This is a genomic window from Buttiauxella cochleicola, assembly GCF_021282405.1.
In the GTDB taxonomy this organism is placed as follows: domain Bacteria; phylum Pseudomonadota; class Gammaproteobacteria; order Enterobacterales; family Enterobacteriaceae; genus Buttiauxella; species Buttiauxella massiliensis.
The window spans coordinates 88,593-107,816 of the sequence record NZ_JAJSOU010000009.1 but is presented as its reverse complement, the minus strand read 5'-3'; the positions used below and the strand labels follow the sequence as shown (position 1 = coordinate 107,816).

Sequence of the window (19,224 nt, the reverse complement as noted above, 5' to 3'; positions counted from 1 at the left end):
ACAACAATGAACGCATACGTGGTGGCTGAAGTGAAAAAACGTGGCGTGCCGTTAATCAAACCTGTTGCTGGGTTGATTGCGGTACTGATTTTGGCTGGCTGTGGCACCATTAAACCGGAACCGTTAACTCAGGATGAGATAACCGCGCGAGTGAATCGTGACCGGGCAGAAATGTACCGTGGGCAAGAATCCCTAAGCGGCCCGATGACGTTGTCCGATGCCATGGCGAGAGCGTTGAAATATAACCTCGACTACCGTCTGAAAATGATGGAAACGGCGTTGTCGCGCAGTTTGTTGGATGTCTCGCAACAAGACATGCTGCCAAAGCTGATGGCAGATGCGGGCTATCGCTGGCGTGATAACGATTCAGGCGGTACCAGTATCGGTATCGATGACGGGCTCGTCAGCTTGCGCCCTTCTACATCAGAAGAGCGCGAACATTATCTTTCCAGCGCGACATTCTCCTGGGATCTTCTCGACTTCGGTATGAGTTATTACCGTGCCAAACAACAGGCCGATGAAGTCAATATTGCGGAAGAACGCCGCCGTAAAGTGCTGCAAAACATTGTCCAGGAAGTACGTGATGCCTACTGGCGTGCATTAGGCGCACAACGTTTGCTCGACGAAACCCAACCGCTGGCCGAGCAAATTGCCCAGGCGCTGGATAAAACCCGTGAAGCAGAACAGGCTGGTATCTTGCCGCCAATTGAAGGGCTGGAATATCAGCGCGCCCTGCTCGATGCCATGACCTTGCTGAACCAAAAACGCCAGCAAATGGAATTGGCAAAAAGCGAGCTGACCGCGCTTATCAACCTGCCGCCGGGAACACCGCTAGTGTTGCAAGACACACCAACACCGCTGGCACCGCCTCCGACCAACATCGATAAGCTTGAGCAAATGGCACTGGAGCGTCGCCCGGAACTGCGTGAGGAAGATTACAAAACCCGTATCGACAGCTATGAAACCAAGCGCCAAATCGCCTCGTTATTCCCGAGCCTGAATCTGTTCGCTGGGTTGAATTACGACTCCAACCAATATCTCTACAACAACAACTGGATTGAAGGCGGCGTCGGTGTCTCGATGAACCTGTTTAAGCTGCTGAGTATTCCGGCAATCAGTACCGCCAACGATGCTCGCGCACAAACCGATGATGCACGCCGTATGGCGCTGAGCATGGCGGTTCTGACGCAAGTTCGTGTCGCTACCGAACGCTACAAGCTCGCCTCTTATGACTTCCAGATTGCCGAACAATCGGCGCAAGTCGACCAGCGTCTGGCGAGTATTTCTCGCGCAGGTTCTGATAACTCACTGACCAGTGACCTGGAAACATTGCGTACTCAGGCACGCTCGATTGTTTCACGCTTCCAGGAAGCTTCATCGTATGCCGAAGCACAGGCCGCCTATGGCCGAGTGCTGAACTCTGTGGGTATCGATTTACTGCCAGATCAGGTTAATCAAACCGATGTTGCCAGCTTATCGCGACAAATTGCCACCAGCTTGCGCCAACAAGAGAGCAGCGTATTTGCTCGTACTGCCGGTATTGTCGTGGAAAAACACCCGATATCTGTGCAGATCACGCGCCTGCCATCTGGCGTTTCACGCTCCACCGTTTCGCAATCAGTTGGCCGGGTGATTGAAGCCAACCACCTGTCTCTTGAGCCGTCACCGAAAAGCCTCACGCTACAAATGGGCTTCAACATTGGTGCGAGCAACGGCACACGTAAAGGTGTGTGGACTATGCGGGTGCTGGATGCCGACGGTTCTGAAGTGCTGACTCGCCAGTACACAAGCTATCTGCCAAACGAAACCAGTACGCGTTCCATCAGCGCGCTTGCCGAAGCAGCTACATTATCTATTACTACTGATTTACAAAGACTTGCAGGGGCAACCCCTGTTCTGACTGCGACGCCATGAGGCTGTGTATGAATAACAATAAAAAGAGCACATCTGCTCTACTACTCTCGCTAGCCTGTTTTTCTGTGCCAGCCTTTGCCGCCAATCCTGTTTTTGCGGCTCCTGCTGAGGTAAAAACACCTGCCGCGCAAGGCAGTACCACGGTGCGCTTCCTGGTACTCGCCAACCGCGAAAGCCCACTTTCAAGCGTGGTGCCTGGGCGAATGGCGAAAATCAATGTGCAACTGGGCGACCCCGTTACCCAGGGCAAAGTGCTGGCGAGCATGGATTGTAGCGATTTAGTGGCGCGTAAAAACGCCGCCGAAGCGGAGTTTCACGCCGCTCAACTGCGCTATGAAGCCAAAGCAAAACTGCAGGGATTACAATCAGCTGCTGCACTTGAAGTGGGTTTAGCCGCCTCTGAAGTCAACCGTACCAAAGGTCAGGTCGGCATTTTTGACGCCCAACTGGCGCAGTGTCGCTTTGTGGCACCGTTCAATGGTCGTGTAGCCAAAATCTACGTCAAAGAAGGCCAGGGGATTGGTGCTGGTGCGCCTGTGATTGACCTGGTCGGCAGCGGCACGTTGCGCGCGCGTTTAAACGTGCCTTCAAACTGGGTCGCATGGTTGAAAATTGGTTCGCAGCTTAATGCCTCCGTGGGTGAAACCGGCAAGCAATACCCGCTCACCGTGACGAATATCAGCGGCAAAGTCGATGCGGTTAGCCAGACTATCGAAATTGAAACTCGCTTCCCGGAAAAAACCGATGACGTGTTGCCAGGTATGAGCGGGCAAGCCGTTGCTATCTGCCCACCTGATGAAAACCGTTGCCTGAAAAGCGGAGCTGCAAATTCGTGATGTCCAGTACAGCCTTCTACCAGCTAGCAGCCCGGGTAGAAGCGATAAGCAACTCCGCCGAGTTAGGCTTCGCTATATGTAACGAAACACGCCAACTGGTGGATTACCGCCAGGCGGCGCTGTTGTCTCTCACCTCATCCAACCGCGCAAAACTGGTCGCTCATTCAGGGCTTAGTGATACCGACAATAATACCCCGTATGCCTTATGGCTTTCTGACGTAGCAAAAGAGATTGCGCCGCATTGCCGGGCACTACCGCCAGAAGCTCGCGTGCTGGCACTTTCACCCGCGCAACTCAGCGAAACCCTCGCCCCGCAGTGGGATGAATGGTTGCCCGCTAATGTCTGGGTGTTGCCATTAACCGGTGCCGACGGAGAGATTCACGCGCTATGGTTTTTGGGCCGTGACGACCCGTGGCCAACAACGCTCGCACCAACATCCCCGGAGTTTACCCTGCTGCAACTCAGCGGGTTGTACGGTTATGCATGGTGGGCTTTAACGGCACAACCATCGCGTTTCAGGCAATTCTGGCAGCGCAATACCGGGCGTCGTCTCGGTTATATCGTGCTGGCGGTGTTACTGGTGCTATGTATTCCGGTGCGTGAATACACACTGGTGCCTGCCGAAATTATCTCGCTACACAGTGAAGTAATTGCCGCCCCTGATTCCGGTGTGATTAAACGCATGGTCGTGCTACCAAACAGCGAGGTGGTGAAAGGCCAGGTGCTGGCAACGCTCGATGACACCACGTTGCATAACCGCCTGGCGGTGGCACAGGCAGAGTTGGAAACCACTGAAACCACGCTACATCAGGCTTCACAACAGGCGATTGAAGACCAACAGGCCAAGTCAGAACTGGCAATGGCCGAAGGCAAATGGCGCGAGAAAAAAGTTGAAGTTGAATCGATAACCCGCGACCTCGAAAAGCTGACCATTCGTGCTCCTGATAACGGCGTATTTGTCTATTCTGACCCGGACGACTGGGCTGGTCGCCCGGTGCAAACCGGTGAGCGAATTGGCTTGCTGGCAGACCCAGATAATCTCGGCGTTCGCGCCTGGGCCCCGGTAAGTGAGTCCACTAACCTTAAGCATGGCGCACCGATGAAAATCTTTTTGAAAGTCGCCCCTCTTGATTCACTGGACGCAAAACTGGGATACGCGGGTTATCAAACGGTGGAAGCACCAAACGGTGTTGCCAGTTATATGCTGCGCGGCACGCTGGAAGGTAAACCTGCTGTTGCGCGTATTGGCTTGCAGGGAACGGCACGCGTAACGGGTGATTGGGCAATGCTCGGTTACTTGTTACTACGTCGCCCTATTGCCACGTTACGTGCCGGGAGCGGATGGTGATACCCGGTGCTGCAACGGCCCCAGCCTGGCCTGCACTACGTGATGAACTGCGACTTAACAGCGCTGGTACCAACCGCGACGGTTCTCCGGCGTGGCATCTGGCTGATCCCGTGCGTAACCTGTTTTTTCGCCTTGGCTGGCTAGAAATCGAAATCCTCAAGCGCTGGCAACTGGCGGATGCCGGGAAAATAGCGCAGGCGATTAATCAGCAAACTACGCTGAATGTCGATGAAGAAGATATCAAAGCTTTTGTGCTGTTTTTACAACAACAACAGTTGCTACGTAGCGCCCGCTATCGCCCGGCATCCTCTGCCTGGAAGTGGTTGTTACATAGCTATTTGTTTATCCGCATTCCGCTGGTTCACCCGGAAAAAGCCCTGCGTAAAGCACTGCCGTGGTTAAAGCCGCTGTTTAGCAAAACCTTCCTGTGGTTAACGCTGTTTGTCGCGATTACCGGCATTGTGCTCGCCGCTCGCCAGTGGGACACCGTGGTTGCGACCTTGCATAACTCGGTGAACTGGCATGGCGCGGTGGCCTTCGCTATCGCTCTGGTGTTTTCCAAATGCTGGCATGAAATGGGCCACGCACTCACCGCCACTAAGCACGGTGTGCGGGTTGGCCACATGGGGGTTGCGCTGCTGGTGATGTTGCCTATGGCCTACACCGACACCGGTGAAAGCTGGAAGCTCATCCGTTCGCGCGACCGTTTAAAAATTGCCGTCGCCGGAATTGCCTCAGAATTAATTCTGGCTGCATGGGCCACTTTGCTGTGGTCATTTGCACCTGAAGGCAGCGTCAAAAACGCGTTATTTTTCCTCGCGACCACCGCCTGGATTATGACTGTCGTGGTTAACGCCAGCCCGTTTATGCGTTTTGACGGTTATTACATTCTGAGCGACATGCTCGATTTTCCAGGGCTGCATGAACGCGCTGGAAACTGGGCAAAGCGTGCGATGCGCTGGCATCTATTTGGTATCAACGATCCCAAACCCGACAACGTCACCCCGGCCTTTGCCCGCTTTCTGACGGTATTTGCCTTCGCCACCTGGATTTATCGCCTGCTGCTGTTTATCGGTATTGCGGTCGTTATCTATCACGCCTTTTTTAAGGCGTTGGGTGTGATTCTGTTTTTGATAGAGATTGTGACTTTTGTGGTGCAACCGATGATCCGAGAAATCAAACACTGTTGGGCGCGGCGTGCTGAAAGCCAGCCTTTCCAGCGCCGAAGATTGCTGCTGATTGCTATCGCCGCGCTGCTGGTTATTTTTGTGCCGTGGTCGAATAAAGTGAATCTGCCTGGGGTGATTGAAGCCGGTTTTGTACAGCCGATTTATACGCCGTACGGTGCACGCCTCGAGAAGATTCTTGTCACCGATGGGCAGGAAGTGAAAGCCGGGCAACCGCTGTTCGAGCTAATTGCACCACTGCCAGAAACCTCGCAGCGAAAAGCTGAGGAGATGCGCCGTGCATGGGAGTTCAGCGCGCGCGGTGCGTTAGGGCTTGATAAAGATGGCCCGGCAAAACAGGTTCTGGCAGAGCAAATGGCGCGCCAGTACTCGCTCCAGCAAAGTGCTGGCAATAATGAATTGCTGCGTCTGAGACTGGTTGCAGCCTCCAGTGGCCGTATTGAAGATAGCGATATTTCGCTGCAACCCGGTAGCTGGATTTCCCCAGCCACACACATTGCCACGCTGGTGAATGCCGATCGCTGGCGGGTCAAAGCGCTGGTAGGTGAAGAAGATTTGGGGCGCTTACGCGTAGGGGCTCAGGCAAAAATTTATCAAAATGATGAGTGGCAGCCGCTTATCGGGCGCGTGGTTTCTATCGACCACAATGCCGTCACTCGTCTGCCATCTTTGTTGCTGGCTAAAGATCACGGCGGCCCGGTGCAATTAAACCCAACCGCGCAGGCAAAAGATTTGCGTCCACAGGGCGTTTGGTATCGCGTATCCATTGAAGGTGACGGGAAAGCGGCGGCGGCGGTTAACCGGGAAAATCTCGCGGATATTTCTGTTGAGAGTAAACGCCAGAGTCTCGCGCATCGCTGGTTTAATAGCGTGTCATTGATGCTGATTCAGCAGACGGGCATGGGGAAAGATGGGTAAAGTCTGGTGGGATAGGCTTCAAAGTCAGCCCCTCTTTGCAGAGGGGCTAAGTCCTTGCTACAGGATGATCAATGAGGTGCATATCAATTGATGAGGCGGCTAAGTTGCATTCCTAAACCCACCCACTTCCTCCTGGGATACTGGAAGGGGTCTTTCTATTAATGTCTGTTTCAGGACCCGGAGTCAATTGTTTGACGATGACCTTTTCATTGATTTGCAAACCTGACACAAAATTTTATTGATGCCGTGCTCGCCGTAAAGCCTGGGCCAGTTTTTGCTGATTAAACGGTTTACGCAGCAGTTCGACTTGCGGCAATTGCTGCCCGCTGCGGCGTAAATCCTGTCCACTGATTAATAGGCATGTGACGTGTGGATAATGTTGCTGGGCATGCTGTACCACATCAGCGCCACTCATTGGCCCTGGTAGCATTAAATCACTGATTAAAATCTGAATATCTGGCACATCTTTCAGCAATTGTATTGCCTGCTGGCTATCACTGGTTTCTAACGTCAAATACCCCAGCTGATGCAACTGCTCGCACAACGTCTGGCGCACATCGTGTTCATCTTCCAGCACCAGAACCAATTGGTCTTCATCAGAGTTCACTGCCAGCGGTTCGGGTAACGTTTCACTCACCGCCTGCGCTGGTGCGCGCGGCAATTGTAAACGCACCAACGTTCCCTGCCCCGGCGCACTTTCAATTTGCACACGCCCGCCGGACTGGCGCACAAAACCATACACCATTGATAAACCCAACCCACTGCCGCTACCCGTCTGCTTGGTGGTGAAGAACGGTTCAAATACTTGAGCTTTTACTTCTGCCGACATGCCATGTCCGCTGTCGATAACTTCCAGTGCCACCATATCCTGCTTACGCCCGCTCGAGCGCACCACGCGCTGGTTCCAGGTGCGGATTTTGATAGTGCCGCTTTGCCCTTCCATCGCGTCACGAGCATTCATCACCAGGTTAATAATCGCGTTCTCCAGCTGGTTAACGTCAATCCATGCGGGCCACGCCGGGTGCTGCGCTTCTATTTCAAGAGTGAGTGCCGCGGGCAAAGAATGGCGAATCAGCGGGTCGAGGTTTTCCAGCAGGTTTTTCATCGACACCGCATGCGGGTGCAGCGATTGTTTACGGGAAAACGCCAGTAAACGTTGAGTCAGTTGCGCCCCACGTTCGGCGGCTTTTAAGGCACGTTGAATACGTATGGCATCCGGGGAGTCTGAAGATGTCAGCTCAAGGCTGCCAATAATCACCGCCAGCAGATTATTAAAATCATGTGCCAGGCCGCCGGTTAACTGCCCCACCGCTTTCATTTTTTGGCTGTGAACCAGCGCCTCTTCCAGTGCTTTACGCTCACTACGTTCAAGCACCACGTTCACCATGCCGCGCCCAGGCACCGGGCTAAAACGCAGCTCGATGGTGCGGTTATCCGCAAGCCGCAGCTCCTGCGGTTTGGGTAGTGGGCGTAAAAGGTTTTCAAGGATATGTTCCTGAAGCGGTGTGACCTGTTTGAGCAGACTCATATAATGCTGCCCACGTTGCAGGCGTTCCGGTGCCAACCCCAGCAACAACGGGTATTGCGGGTTCCACACCACCAGAATTCCGTCGTTATCAAACAATGCAAAACCATCGCGCATCGCGTGGAAGGTGGTTTCCAGTTGAGTACTTTTTTCTTTCAGTAATTTCGATGTGTGTTCCAGCGATGCGGTGTTTCTCGCAAAAACGTTAAACGCTCGCGCCAGTTCGCCCAGCTCATCGCGCCGCTGTAAGGCTGGCACGCTAACATCGCGCTCGCCCCGCGCCAGGCGCGTCATCGCATGGGAGATTGCCGTCAAATTCGAGCCAAGATTGCGGTAAATATACCAACCCGCAAATCCGGTAATCACTATCGCCAGCAAGGCAAACAGGCCGATAAAGGCAATCATCGATTGCAGCTCTTTATGGCTTTGATCGGTGCGACTAAGGGACTCTTGCGCCACTTTTTGCACGTACTGGTTAATGTCCTGGTTCAAAAAAGCCACCAGCGCTTTGATGTGGTACATGTACCAGGAAATACCTAAATCGCTGTTTTCAAGCTGTTCGGAAAGTGGTAGCAACTGCTGCAAATGGGTGGTGAACTCCTGCAATATCCCATCAATTAATGGTGAATCATCATGCGTAGGAAGCTGCGCCATCACTTCAGTAAGCTGTACAACGGTGGCTTTCGGGGAAGGCGTCTGGATAGCAATCAGAATCAGCCTGTCCATTTCGGTTAACAGCCGCGCTTCCGGAGTCGCCCGCCCGTCACGAGCATTAATATCCTGAATATGATGCAAGTAACTTTGGTTTTGATACAACGCACTAAGCAGCGCGTTGCGCTCCAGATGGCGGCGATGACCCAACTCCAACATCCGTGTGACGCTGCTTTCCAGTTCATTGCTGCGCTCGGTAATGCGCTTCACCAATTCCTGTTCCCGGCTGGCGAGTGGTGCATGCGCCAGGTGGTTAAGCGAGTTCTGGAGTGCCTGCTGTGTTTGCTGCAAACGCTGCGCTTCGCTCTGATATTCCAGCGCGCCAACCACCTGCGTGAGGCGCACCGCTGCTGTCGCCACATTCGCGGTATCCCGCGCCAACTCCATGCTGCCGGACATATCACTTAGCGTTTGCCCCTGCACCTGCTCCTGCAAACGGCTGGCATGATTAAAGCCGAGAATTGCCACGCCGCACACCATCAACGTCACCGCCACCACCAGCAGGTTAAAGGAGAGCAGGCGGCCACGGGCGCTGGTGAGAAAGGGCGTGCGGGGTGCAGGCATGGCTTGGCTCCATTCAGGTTTGTTTCAATGAGTTAAGCAGTCATATGAATTCTTCACCAACATGACAAATATGAATGGGTTCTGACATCTTCCATTTACCTGCGCGTGATTGACTGGCAGCAATCGAAACCTTACCTGCAGGAGTCGCGCCATGAGTAGCGTTCCCATTCTGGAGATGCGCAATATTGCCAAGTCATTCGGCAAGTTTTATGCGTTGAAAGGTGTCGACTTAACCGTGTTTCCTGGCGAAATACACGCCTTGATGGGGGAAAACGGCGCGGGAAAAAGCACGCTGATGAAAATCCTCGCTGGTGCCTATATCGCCACCAGCGGCGAGATTTTAATTAACGGTGAACCGTACAGCATCAAGGGGCCAAAAGACGCACTCAACGCGGGCATCACGCTGATTTACCAGGAGATGCAACTGGCCCCGAATCTGACCGTTGCCGAAAATATTTTCCTTGGCAGCGAGTTGTCTCGCGGTGGTCTGGTCAAGCGCAAAGAGATGGTGATGCAGGCTCAGACGGTTATTGACCGCCTCGGCGCGCAGTTTAAGGCCAGCGATTTGGTTTCGCGCCTGACCATCGCCGAGCAGCAGCAGGTAGAAATCGCTCGTGCGCTACACCGCAACAGCCGCATTTTAGTGATGGATGAACCCACTGCAGCGCTCTCTTCACGTGAAACTCACCGCCTGTTCGAGCTGATTATGCGGCTACGCGATGAGGGCATGGCGATTATCTATATCAGTCACCGCATGGCGGAAGTGTATGAGCTTTCTGACCGCGTGAGCGTGCTGCGCGACGGGCAATACGTCGGCAGCCTGACGCGTGAACATCTTAACGCCAACGAGCTGGTACGCATGATGGTTGGCCGCCCGCTAAGCGATCTATTCAATAAAGAGCGCGACATTCCACAGGGTGCCGTGCGCCTGAACGTTCATCATCTGACGGACGGCGCAAAAGTGCAGCCAGTCAGCCTGCAGGTGAAATCCGGCGAGATAGTCGGCCTTGCGGGGCTAGTCGGTGCCGGGCGCTCTGAACTCGCACAGCTGATTTTTGGCGTGCGTAAATCCACCGGCGGCACGATTGAAATCGACGGCAAGTCCGTGAAGATTCACTCCCCTCGTGAAGCGATTAGCCACGGTATCGGTTTCCTGACCGAGAACCGCAAAGAGCAAGGCTTGTTCCTCGAACTGGCAGCGCAAGACAACATCACCATGGCAACACTTGAGCGCGACGCGCACTACGGCTGGCTGGATCGCAAAAAAGCCCAGACCATTTCTGACGACGCCATCAGCTTGCTCAATATCCGCGTGCCGCATGCACAAGTGCGCGCAGGGGGCTTGTCCGGCGGCAACCAGCAAAAACTTTTGATCTCACGCTGGGTGGCGATCGGGCCACGCATTTTGATCCTCGATGAGCCAACCCGTGGTGTGGATGTCGGCGCGAAAAGTGAGATCTACCGGATCATGAGCCAGATGGCAAAACAGGGCGTGGCGATCCTGATGATCTCCAGCGAATTGCCCGAAGTGGTCGGCATGAGCGACCGGGTGTATGTGATGCGCGAAGGCAGCATTGCCGGGGAGTTGCACGCCGCTGATATCACGCAAGAGAACATTATGACGCTGGCAACCGGCGTTGAAGATGCCCACAAAAAGGTGGTTCAACATGGCAACTAATCAACCTAAAGAAACGCCGTTGGCGCACACAACTCCCCGGCAAGTCGCCAAATCTGCCTCGCTGAAAAAAGCGCTGTTTGGTGATTTGATGCAAACCGTCGGGATTTTGCCGATATTGATCCTGATCGTCGCCGTTTTTGGGTTTATCACGCCTAACTTTTTTACTGAATCTAACCTGCTGAATATCGCCCGCCAGTCGTCGATCAACATCGTGCTCGCCGCCGGGATGACGTTCATTATTTTGACCGGTGGGATCGACCTTTCCGTGGGCTCGATTCTGGGCACCACGGCGGTGACCGCAATGGTGGTTTCGCTAATGCCGGGTTGGGAATCGCTGTCGATCCCTGCTGCGCTGATGATGGGCACCGGGTTGGGCTTGTTTAACGGCATGCTTGTCGCCTGGGCCGGGCTACCGCCGTTTATCGTCACGCTCGGCACTTATACCGCGCTGCGCGGAGCGGCCTATTTGTTGGCCGATGGCACCACGGTGATTAACTCCAATATCAATTTTGAATGGATAGGCAATTCGTATCTTGGCCCGATTCCGTGGCTGGTCGTGATAGCGCTGGCGGTGATTGTTGTCTGCTGGTTCATTCTGCGACGCACCACGCTCGGTGTTCATATCTACGCGGTCGGCGGCAATATGCAGGCCGCACGCCTGACAGGCATCAAAGTGTGGCTGGTGTTGCTGTTCGTGTATGGCATGAGCGGGCTGCTTTCCGGGCTTGGTGGCGTGATGAGTGCTTCGCGACTCTACAGCGCCAACGGCAACCTTGGGATGGGTTATGAGCTGGACGCCATCGCCGCGGTGATTCTCGGCGGCACCAGTTTTGTCGGCGGGATCGGCACGATTACCGGCACGCTGGTCGGCGCGTTAATAATCGCCACATTAAACAATGGCATGACGCTGATGGGCGTCTCGTATTTCTGGCAACTGGTGATCAAGGGTGCGGTGATCATCATTGCGGTGCTGATCGACAAATACCGTACCCGTCACCATCAAAGTGCATAACAACAAAACTCTACCCTATGTGAGGAAAACACCATGCGTTTAAAGCTACTAGCTGCTGCACTCATGATTGCCGCTGTTCCTTTTGTTCAGGCAAAAGAGCTGAAATCCATCGGGGTGACGGTGGGCGACCTCGCCAACCCATTCTTCGTACAGATTACCAAAGGTGCCGAGCTTGAAGCCCGTAAACTTGCCGGTGATAACGTGAAAGTGACGCTGGTTTCCAGCGGTTACGATCTCGGCCAGCAGGTGTCGCAAATCGATAACTTTATTGCCGCGAAAGTGGACATGATCATTCTGAACGCGGCGGACTCTAAAGGGATCGGCCCGGCAGTGAAACGTGCGAAAGATGCCGGGATCGTGGTAGTTGCGGTTGACGTGGCAGCGGAAGGTGCAGATGCAACGATCACCTCGAACAACACTCAGGCGGGTGAAATGGCCTGTAAGTACATTGCGGATCGCCTGAAAAACAAAGGCAATGTGGTGATCATCAACGGACCTCCAGTTTCTGCGGTGCAGAACCGTGTCGAAGGCTGCCAGACCGAATTTAAAAAGCATCCGGATATCAAGGTCCTTTCTTCTAACCAGAATGCCAAAGGCAGCCGCGAAGGTGGCCTTGAGGTGATGACGTCTTTGCTTGCTGCAAACCCGAAGATCGACGGCGTGTTTGCGATCAACGATCCGACAGCGATCGGTGCCGATCTGGCAGCAAAACAAGCCCAGCGTAACGAGTTCTTTATCGTTGGCGTGGATGGCAGCCCGGATGCCGAAGAAGCCCTGAAACGCGGCGGGAATACGCTGTTTGTGGCAACGCCTGCCCAAGACCCGCAGGTGATGGCGGCAAAAGCGGTGGAGATTGGCTACGACATTCTGCAAGGCAAACCTGCACCTAAAGAGCCGGTGCTGATCCCGGTAACCATGATCGATAAAAACAATATCGGCACGTATAAGGGTTGGACGGTGAAATAACCGATTTTCCAAACTCGTAGGTGAATAATCCTTCGGGTTATGGAATGCATATTTACCCTAAATAATTCGAGTTGCAGGTAGGCGGCAAGCGAGCTTATCCCCAGGAGCTTACATAAGTAAGTGACTGGGGTAAGTGAGCGTAGCCAACACCCCTGCAACTTGAAGTATGACGGGTAAAAGGAGGGAAAATGAAACGCTCCGAAGTAAACCAAATCCTCTCCCAGACACGCCATTTCTTTATGCAGCACGACGTTCATCTACCCCCTTTCGCCTCTTTTGAGCTGGCGAAATGGCAGCAGGTGGATAAACAAATCTGGCAGGAAGTATTTGATTTGAAACTCGGTTGGGATGTGACGGCCTTCGGCGGCAATGATTTTCTGGCTCAGGGGCTGACGCTATTCACGCTGCGTAATGGCTCGCCCGACGGCACACCGTATGCCAAATGCTATGCCGAAAAAATCATGCACGTCCGCGAAGGGCAGCTCACGCCGATGCATTTTCACTGGCGCAAACGCGAAGACATTATCAATCGCGGCGGCGGTAATTTAATTGTCGAGTTGTGGAATTCTGACCAGTTCGAACAGACCGAAGAGAGTGATGTCACGGTGAGCATTGATGGCTGCTGCCAGACACACGCGGCGGGCAGCCAACTGCGTCTCTCACCCGGCGAGAGCATTTGTCTGGTGCCCGGTATTTACCACAGTTTTTGGGGCGAGCCAGGGTATGGCGACGTGCTGGTTGGGGAAGTGTCGATGGTCAATGACGACGATCGCGACAACCGTTTCCTCAAACCGCTTGAGCGCTTTAATTCCATCGTTGAAGACGCACCTGCGCGGCAGTTGCTGTGCAACGAATATCGCCAGCACTTTTAATTTCCAACCCTATTTTCCAACACCAGGGGAAACTATTATGGCTTTGATATCACTCGCACATGGACTGGCTCATGCACGCGCCAATGGCTACGCATTAGGGGCTTTTAACGTTCTCGACAGCCACTTTCTGCGCGCCTTGTTTGCCGCGGCAAGGCAGGAAAACTCACCGTTTATCATCAATATTGCCGAAGTCCATTTTAAGTATGTCTCGCTGGATTCTCTGGTCGAAGCGGTCAAATTCGAAGCGGCTCGCCACGATATTCCGGTGGTGCTCAATCTCGATCACGGCCTGCACTTTGAAGCGGTAGTTCGCGCTTTACGCCTCGGTTTTAGCTCAGTCATGTTCGATGGTTCTACACTTGAATATGAAGAGAACATTCGCCAGACCCGCGAAGTGGTGAAGATGTGCCACGCTGTAGGTGTCTCGGTTGAAGCTGAATTGGGGGCCGTGGGCGGTGATGAAGGCGGCGCATTGTATGGCGAAGCCGATAGCAACAAGTTTACCGACCCGGCAGTGGCACGCGATTTTGTCGACAGCACCGGTATCGACACGCTGGCCGTCGCCATCGGTAACGCGCACGGAAAATACAAAGGCGAACCGAAACTCGATTTCGACCGCCTGGCCGCGATTCGTAGCCAAACGGGCATACCACTGGTGCTACATGGCGGTTCCGGCATTAGTGACGAAGATTTCAGAAAAGCGATCACGCTTGGTATCCACAAAATTAATTTCTATACCGGCATGTCACAGGCCGCGTTGGGTGCCATTGAGCAGCGCATGAATCAACGTCACGCCATTTATGACGAATTCGCCGAGTTATTGCTGGGCATTGAAGAGGCGATTACGGATGTCGTCGCACAACAGATGCGGATTTTTGGCAGTTCGGACAAGGCGTGAGCCTATCCCAGTAGGCGTAATTGTTGCAGATCGTTTGGGCTCGGACTGCGCGGAAAAACCGCAGCGTACACGTAGTACGTGAGGATTTTGAGCACAGCCCAGGACCAAACGAACAAATAAGATAGCCTAATGGGTTAGGCTCTTAAGGAAAGGTTATGACAGAGCGCAGCGGGATTATTGCCGCCGGAAATATGTTGGTCGACCATGTGCATCAAATTGTGCAGTGGCCACAGCGTGGTTGGCTTGCAGAAATCGTTCACAGTGAACGATCGACCGGCGGTGCGCCGTTAAACGTATTGCTGACTTTAGCCAAAATGCATGTCGGGCTGCCGCTTCAGGCAGTAGGCCTGGTGGGTGACGACCACGACGGCGATTACATTATGGCAATGTTGGATCAGTATCATGTCAATCGCCAGCATGTGCACCGTACTACTTTTGCGCCAACATCAATGTCTCAGGTGATGACTGACCCGAGCGGGCAGCGCACGTTTTTCCACTCGCCAGGTGCTAATCGCCTGCTCGACTTACCCGCCTTTGACCGTCTTGAGTCGTCATTCAAAATCTTCCATCTCGGTTATTTATTGCTGCTCGATAGCCTGGATATGGAGGATGCAGAATACGGCACGCGCAGCGCACGTTTGCTGGCGCAGATGGCGCAACAGGGATATGAAACCTCACTTGATTTAGTCTCCCGCCAGGGCGACCCTCGCTATCGTCCTATGGTGCTCCCTGCCCTGCGTTGGCTGGATTACCTGGTGATCAATGAACTCGAAGCCGGTGAATTTAGTGGGTTGGAAATCCGCCGTTCGAATGGCGATCCGCATATCGAAAATATCGCCCAGGCAGCGGCTTTGCTGCTGGATTCGGGCGTTCGGCAACGAGTGGTAATCCACTGTCCAGAAGGTGCCTGGGGCGTTGAACCAGGCATGGAAGGCGTGTGGGTGCCGTCATTCAGATTAACTCAAACGGAAATTATCGGCAGCGTCGGTGCGGGTGATGCTTTCTGTGCCGGAATATTATATGGCTGCCATGAAAAATGGTCGCTGGTCGATAGCCTGAAATTAGCTCACGCCTGCGCGCGTGCAAATTTATTATGTGCAAATGCAATTGATGGCGCTAAGCCCTTGGCAGAATTACAGAGTTTTATCAATGAATACAAAATATAAATCAAATAAATAAAATACATTCAACCAATTAATAATTAAGATTATACCTCAAATACAGTCAAGTACTCTCTATCACGGGTTGAATTGTTGACCGCTTAAATTATCCTCCATAGGATGGTTGGCTATGGATGAATTTCCGGGAAGAAAGTTATGAATATTTATTCTATTGGCTTATTTGGTTTATTACTATTTATCAGTTCTGCTCATGCTGGCATTCTTATCAACAGTACGCGGGTTATCTACCCGGCAGACTCTCCTGAAGTCACACTCGGCATGACAAATAATGCCACCACACCCCGTTTAATCCAGTCCTGGATTGATGACGGCGATTCCAATGCCTCCCCAGAAACGGTGTCAGTCCCTTTTGTGGTCACCCCCCCCATTTTTCGCATAAATCCCGGCCAGGGGCAGTCGCTGCGAATTGTCTTCACCGGCGGTAACGTCCCAAAAGATCGCGAATCGGTATTCTGGCTTAACATATTAGAAATACAGCCAAAACCAAATGTAAATAAAGACACGATAGACAGTTATTTGAAATTTTCCGTGCGCTCCCGCTTAAAGATTTTTTTCCGCCCGAAGGGGTTAACTGGCTCACCGGACGGAGCGCCCGCCACCCTGACCTGGCGTTTAATCCAGAATGGAAGCGGCTTTAACCTCGAATGTATAAACCCCTCTGCATATAACGTCTCCATCAGCAATGTCAGGTTCAAAAATGAAGCTGAAAATGCTGAGGTTAACAATAACGGTATGTGCCCGGCTAAAGGGAAAAAGCTTTTTCCTGTTAATAAACCTGTAGCGTCTGCGGCATCAAAAATAGTGTTTATCACAATTGACGATTTAGGTGGTTTTAAAACAAATGAAGCTGATTACCGGCGTTGATATTTCCTATGCCTGCGGTTTTTATTGAGATAATAAAAATGAATAAAAAGCAGTTAGCCACACTTATGATTTTTTTTGTGATGTTTTCATTAAGTTCATTGAGCTGGGCGGGTTGTAGTAGTTCAACTTCTAACTACACGATAACGAGCCCGAAACAAACCATCACCGTTGCACGCAATAAAGCGCTCGGCCCGATAGGTACCGTAATGTCTATCAGTAATGGGCCTGGCGTGGTCATAACATGTACAGGAGGAGCAACAAACACCTATCTGAAATTTGGTACGTTATTAGAGCCTTCAAATACTCCCGGGGTTTACAAAACGAATGTGCCCGGAATCGGCATCAAAGTATGGGATGATTTTCAAGGGACTCTCGTAGTAAGCAATGATCTTCAAAAATGGTACAACGTCTCTACTGGCAGCGGTTATGGTGGGACAGCCTGGCTTACTGGCATAAAAATGCAGTACTACATCATTGGCCCTGTTGAAACGGGTACGGTTTCATTTCCGAGTAATATTATCGTTGAAGCCTGGGCAAATACGACAGCGAGTGCTAGTACTGTCGGCGCGGCCCGATATAACATATTGAACTGGAGTGGAACTGCCGATGTTACAGCAGCCGCCTGTGAAACCCCGAATATCGATGTCAATCTTGGCACTATCGATAGAGGTATATTTATACGCAGCGCTACCAGTCCAACCAAGTCTTTTGATTTTAAAATTAATAACTGTGGGACCGGCATTGCTACAGTGAGTTACTTATTTAAGCCTGCACCAGGGGTGAATATAGTCGGTACCGGGAATAACCAATACCTTACTCTGGATAGCAGTTCCACAGCCAAAGGGCTTGGCATTCAAGTATTGTACGAAAATGGCAACAACGTGCCCTTTAACACTAAAACTGCTCTCACAGGCTATAGCACTAGCGGTGGTAGCTACACAATTCCTATGAAAGCGCGCTATATCCGCACACGCGACGTTGGAGATGTAGAAGTCGGTACTGCGAGCTCTACGGCAGAGTTTGAGATGTGGTATGAATAGCTTTATGGCGGCATCTTTCCCTATTATGCTTGAATTACTGGTTCTCAGTTCAGCGCAGGTGGGTGTTTTTATCCACAGTACTCGGCTGTTCTACCCGGTTGAGAACTCTGAGACCTCGCTCGGTGTGACAAATAATGCCACCACACCGCAGTAGCATCCACAGCATCAAAAATAGAATTTATCACAATTGACGATTTGGGTGGTTTTAAAACAAATGAAGCTGATTACCGCCGTTGATATTTAATATCCCTATTTTTTATTGAGATGATAAAAATGAATAAAAAGCAGTTAGCCACACTAATAATGTTTTGGGGACTGTCTTCATTAAGCTCAATAAGTTGGGCGGGTTGTAGTAGTTCAACTTCTAGCTACACGGTGACAAGCCCAAAACAAACCTTCAAGATGCCGCGAGATATAACAACACGAGGCCCAATAGGTTCCGTGATGTCTATTTCTGCAGGATCCTCAGTGCACGTGATCTGCACAGGAGGAGCAGCAAACACCTATCTGAAATTTGGCGCGCCACTAGAGCCTTCAGATATTCCTGACGTTTACAAAACGAATGTGCCCGGAATTGGTATCAAAGTATGGGATGATTTTAAGGGGACCGTCGTAGTAGGTAATGACCTTACGAAATGGTATTACCCTGGGTCTGATAATTATAATGGGAATGCATTTATTACTAATATAAAAATGCAGTACTATATCATTGGTCCCATTCAAACAGGCACGTATACAATACCTGTTACCGTTGAAGCCTGGATGAATACAACAGCAAGCACCGCTGGTGGCGCCAGATATAATGTATTGAACTGGAATGGATCTGCCGACATTACAGCATATGCCTGTGAAACGCCGAATTTCCCGGTCAATCTTGGCACTCACGATAGAGGTATATTTATAAAGAATGCTACCAGTCCAACCAAGTCTTTTGATTTCAAGATTAATAACTGCCCTAGCGGCATTACCAAAGTGAGTTACTTGTTTAAGCCTGCACCCGGTGTGAGCCTCGTCGGTACCGGGAATAACCAATACCTTACTCTGGACAGCAGTTCCACAGCTAAAGGTCTAGGTATTCAGGTAATGTACGACAATGGCAACAATGTAACCTTTAACACGAAAACTGCTCTCACAGGCTATAGCACTAGCGGTGGCAACTACACAATTCCGATGAAAGCGTGCTATATCCGCACACGCGACGTTGGAGATGTCGAAGTAGGTACAGCGAGCACCACCGTGGAGTTTGAGATGTGGTATGAATAGCCTTATAGCGGCATCTTTCCCTATTATGTTGCAGTAACAGTAACGAATAAGCGGTCTTTGCGTGGGGGGGATTTGCCTCTTACTCCGTTGTTGCTTACACCATGTGTATACAAATGTAATCACAACGAGGGCCGCATATATGGCAACTCTGAACATCCGCATCGATGACGATTTAAAAGCGCGTTCTGGTGCACAGCTTACCGGTGCAGGTCGCACCGCCCGCGAACGAATGCTCCCCACAGACAAATAACCTGCTATCGCGGGCTTTTTCATTGGAGCATGTAATAAGACGTTATGGTCAATGTCAGGCGTTCAGGAGCCGTAAACGATAAAAGCCCTGACTGTAGTAGTCAGGGCTTTTAAGGTACTGCTAACTTAGGATTTAACATTAAGATACTTAGTGGATTTTTACTGCTATTTGGTACTACTTTAAATGCACAAGTTCT

Annotated in this window: 15 protein-coding genes; 14 read left to right on the top strand and 1 reads right to left on the bottom strand. The window is 51.8% G+C overall.

What is annotated here, in order from left to right; translation table 11 throughout:
• The first annotated feature begins 6 nt into the window (after window positions 1–6).
• From LVQ79_RS13740 to LVQ79_RS13725, 4 genes are read left to right on the top strand one after another with little or no spacing between them, the layout of a single operon-like run.
• Window positions 7–1,914: a TolC family protein gene (locus LVQ79_RS13740; protein WP_232865397.1), complete on the top strand. Its 1,908-nt coding sequence runs from the start codon at window positions 7–9 to the stop codon at window positions 1,912–1,914.
• A gap of 8 nt (window positions 1,915–1,922) precedes the next feature.
• Complete coding sequence (locus LVQ79_RS13735) at window positions 1,923–2,750, top strand: efflux RND transporter periplasmic adaptor subunit (RefSeq protein ID WP_232865396.1); 828 nt, start codon at window positions 1,923–1,925, stop codon at window positions 2,748–2,750.
• Complete coding sequence (locus tag LVQ79_RS13730; RefSeq protein ID WP_232865460.1) at window positions 2,750–4,099, top strand: efflux RND transporter periplasmic adaptor subunit; 1,350 nt, start codon at window positions 2,750–2,752, stop codon at window positions 4,097–4,099. The genes LVQ79_RS13735 and LVQ79_RS13730 overlap by 1 nt, the downstream gene beginning before the upstream one ends.
• On the top strand, window positions 4,093–6,204 hold the full coding sequence (locus tag LVQ79_RS13725) for a site-2 protease family protein (protein WP_232865395.1): 2,112 nt from the start codon (window positions 4,093–4,095) through the stop codon (window positions 6,202–6,204). The genes LVQ79_RS13730 and LVQ79_RS13725 overlap by 7 nt, the downstream gene beginning before the upstream one ends.
• A 235-nt stretch (window positions 6,205–6,439) precedes the next feature.
• On the opposite strand, the gene LVQ79_RS13720 is transcribed toward LVQ79_RS13725, so the two are convergent.
• Window positions 6,440–9,004 (bottom strand): ATP-binding protein, encoded by a 2,565-nt coding sequence (locus LVQ79_RS13720; RefSeq protein WP_232865394.1) that lies wholly within the window; start codon window positions 9,002–9,004, stop codon window positions 6,440–6,442.
• Window positions 9,005–9,155: 151 nt separating this feature from the next.
• Between LVQ79_RS13720 and LVQ79_RS13715 the strand changes: the two genes are divergently transcribed.
• The 10 genes from LVQ79_RS13715 to LVQ79_RS13670 all read left to right on the top strand — a co-directional run bounded on the left by LVQ79_RS13715 (window position 9,156) and on the right by LVQ79_RS13670 (window position 18,778).
• Window positions 9,156–10,682, top strand: a complete 1,527-nt coding sequence (locus LVQ79_RS13715) for a sugar ABC transporter ATP-binding protein (protein ID WP_232865393.1) — start codon at window positions 9,156–9,158, stop codon at window positions 10,680–10,682.
• Window positions 10,672–11,694: an ABC transporter permease subunit gene (locus tag LVQ79_RS13710; protein WP_370639850.1), complete on the top strand. Its 1,023-nt coding sequence runs from the start codon at window positions 10,672–10,674 to the stop codon at window positions 11,692–11,694. Before LVQ79_RS13715 ends, LVQ79_RS13710 begins: the two co-directional genes overlap by 11 nt.
• Before the next feature lie 33 nt (window positions 11,695–11,727).
• Entirely contained in the window at window positions 11,728–12,660 is a 933-nt protein-coding gene (locus LVQ79_RS13705) for an ABC transporter substrate-binding protein (RefSeq protein WP_232865392.1), read from the top strand.
• Between the two features lie 188 nt (window positions 12,661–12,848).
• Complete coding sequence (locus LVQ79_RS13700; RefSeq protein ID WP_232865391.1) at window positions 12,849–13,532, top strand: D-lyxose/D-mannose isomerase; 684 nt, start codon at window positions 12,849–12,851, stop codon at window positions 13,530–13,532.
• Between the two features lie 37 nt (window positions 13,533–13,569).
• Window positions 13,570–14,430, top strand: a complete 861-nt coding sequence (locus tag LVQ79_RS13695; protein WP_232865390.1) for a ketose 1,6-bisphosphate aldolase — start codon at window positions 13,570–13,572, stop codon at window positions 14,428–14,430.
• 155 nt (window positions 14,431–14,585) lie between these two features.
• The gene (locus LVQ79_RS13690; RefSeq protein WP_232865389.1) at window positions 14,586–15,596 is read left to right on the top strand and encodes a carbohydrate kinase family protein; all 1,011 of its coding nucleotides are present in this window, start codon (window positions 14,586–14,588) and stop codon (window positions 15,594–15,596) included.
• 150 nt (window positions 15,597–15,746) lie between these two features.
• The gene (locus LVQ79_RS13685; RefSeq protein ID WP_232865388.1) at window positions 15,747–16,475 is read left to right on the top strand and encodes a fimbrial biogenesis chaperone; all 729 of its coding nucleotides are present in this window, start codon (window positions 15,747–15,749) and stop codon (window positions 16,473–16,475) included.
• A gap of 38 nt (window positions 16,476–16,513) precedes the next feature.
• A complete protein-coding gene (locus tag LVQ79_RS13680; RefSeq protein ID WP_232865387.1) occupies window positions 16,514–17,515 on the top strand; it encodes a fimbrial protein in 1,002 nt (333 codons plus the stop codon).
• The gene (locus LVQ79_RS13675; protein WP_232865386.1) at window positions 17,508–17,669 is read left to right on the top strand and encodes a fimbrial biogenesis chaperone; all 162 of its coding nucleotides are present in this window, start codon (window positions 17,508–17,510) and stop codon (window positions 17,667–17,669) included. The genes LVQ79_RS13680 and LVQ79_RS13675 overlap by 8 nt, the downstream gene beginning before the upstream one ends.
• 290 nt (window positions 17,670–17,959) lie before the next feature.
• Window positions 17,960–18,778 (top strand): fimbrial protein, encoded by an 819-nt coding sequence (locus LVQ79_RS13670; RefSeq protein ID WP_232865385.1) that lies wholly within the window; start codon window positions 17,960–17,962, stop codon window positions 18,776–18,778.
• Window positions 18,779–19,224: the final 446 nt, after the last annotated feature.

Coding starts and splice junctions, on each gene's coding strand:
- LVQ79_RS13690 (WP_232865389.1), top strand. CDS start 14,586: ATGACAGAGCGCAGCGGGATTATTGCCGCCGGAAATATGTTGGTCGAC.
- LVQ79_RS13670 (WP_232865385.1), top strand. CDS start 17,960: ATGTCTATTTCTGCAGGATCCTCAGTGCACGTGATCTGCACAGGAGGA.
- LVQ79_RS13685 (WP_232865388.1), top strand. CDS start 15,747: ATGAATATTTATTCTATTGGCTTATTTGGTTTATTACTATTTATCAGT.
- LVQ79_RS13735 (WP_232865396.1), top strand. CDS start 1,923: ATGAATAACAATAAAAAGAGCACATCTGCTCTACTACTCTCGCTAGCC.
- LVQ79_RS13725 (WP_232865395.1), top strand. CDS start 4,093: ATGGTGATACCCGGTGCTGCAACGGCCCCAGCCTGGCCTGCACTACGT.
- LVQ79_RS13675 (WP_232865386.1), top strand. CDS start 17,508: ATGAATAGCTTTATGGCGGCATCTTTCCCTATTATGCTTGAATTACTG.
- LVQ79_RS13680 (WP_232865387.1), top strand. CDS start 16,514: ATGAATAAAAAGCAGTTAGCCACACTTATGATTTTTTTTGTGATGTTT.
- LVQ79_RS13700 (WP_232865391.1), top strand. CDS start 12,849: ATGAAACGCTCCGAAGTAAACCAAATCCTCTCCCAGACACGCCATTTC.
- LVQ79_RS13705 (WP_232865392.1), top strand. CDS start 11,728: ATGCGTTTAAAGCTACTAGCTGCTGCACTCATGATTGCCGCTGTTCCT.
- LVQ79_RS13710 (WP_370639850.1), top strand. CDS start 10,672: ATGGCAACTAATCAACCTAAAGAAACGCCGTTGGCGCACACAACTCCC.
- LVQ79_RS13740 (WP_232865397.1), top strand. CDS start 7: ATGAACGCATACGTGGTGGCTGAAGTGAAAAAACGTGGCGTGCCGTTA.
- LVQ79_RS13720 (WP_232865394.1), bottom strand. CDS start 9,004: ATGCCTGCACCCCGCACGCCCTTTCTCACCAGCGCCCGTGGCCGCCTG.
- LVQ79_RS13730 (WP_232865460.1), top strand. CDS start 2,750: ATGTCCAGTACAGCCTTCTACCAGCTAGCAGCCCGGGTAGAAGCGATA.
- LVQ79_RS13715 (WP_232865393.1), top strand. CDS start 9,156: ATGAGTAGCGTTCCCATTCTGGAGATGCGCAATATTGCCAAGTCATTC.
- LVQ79_RS13695 (WP_232865390.1), top strand. CDS start 13,570: ATGGCTTTGATATCACTCGCACATGGACTGGCTCATGCACGCGCCAAT.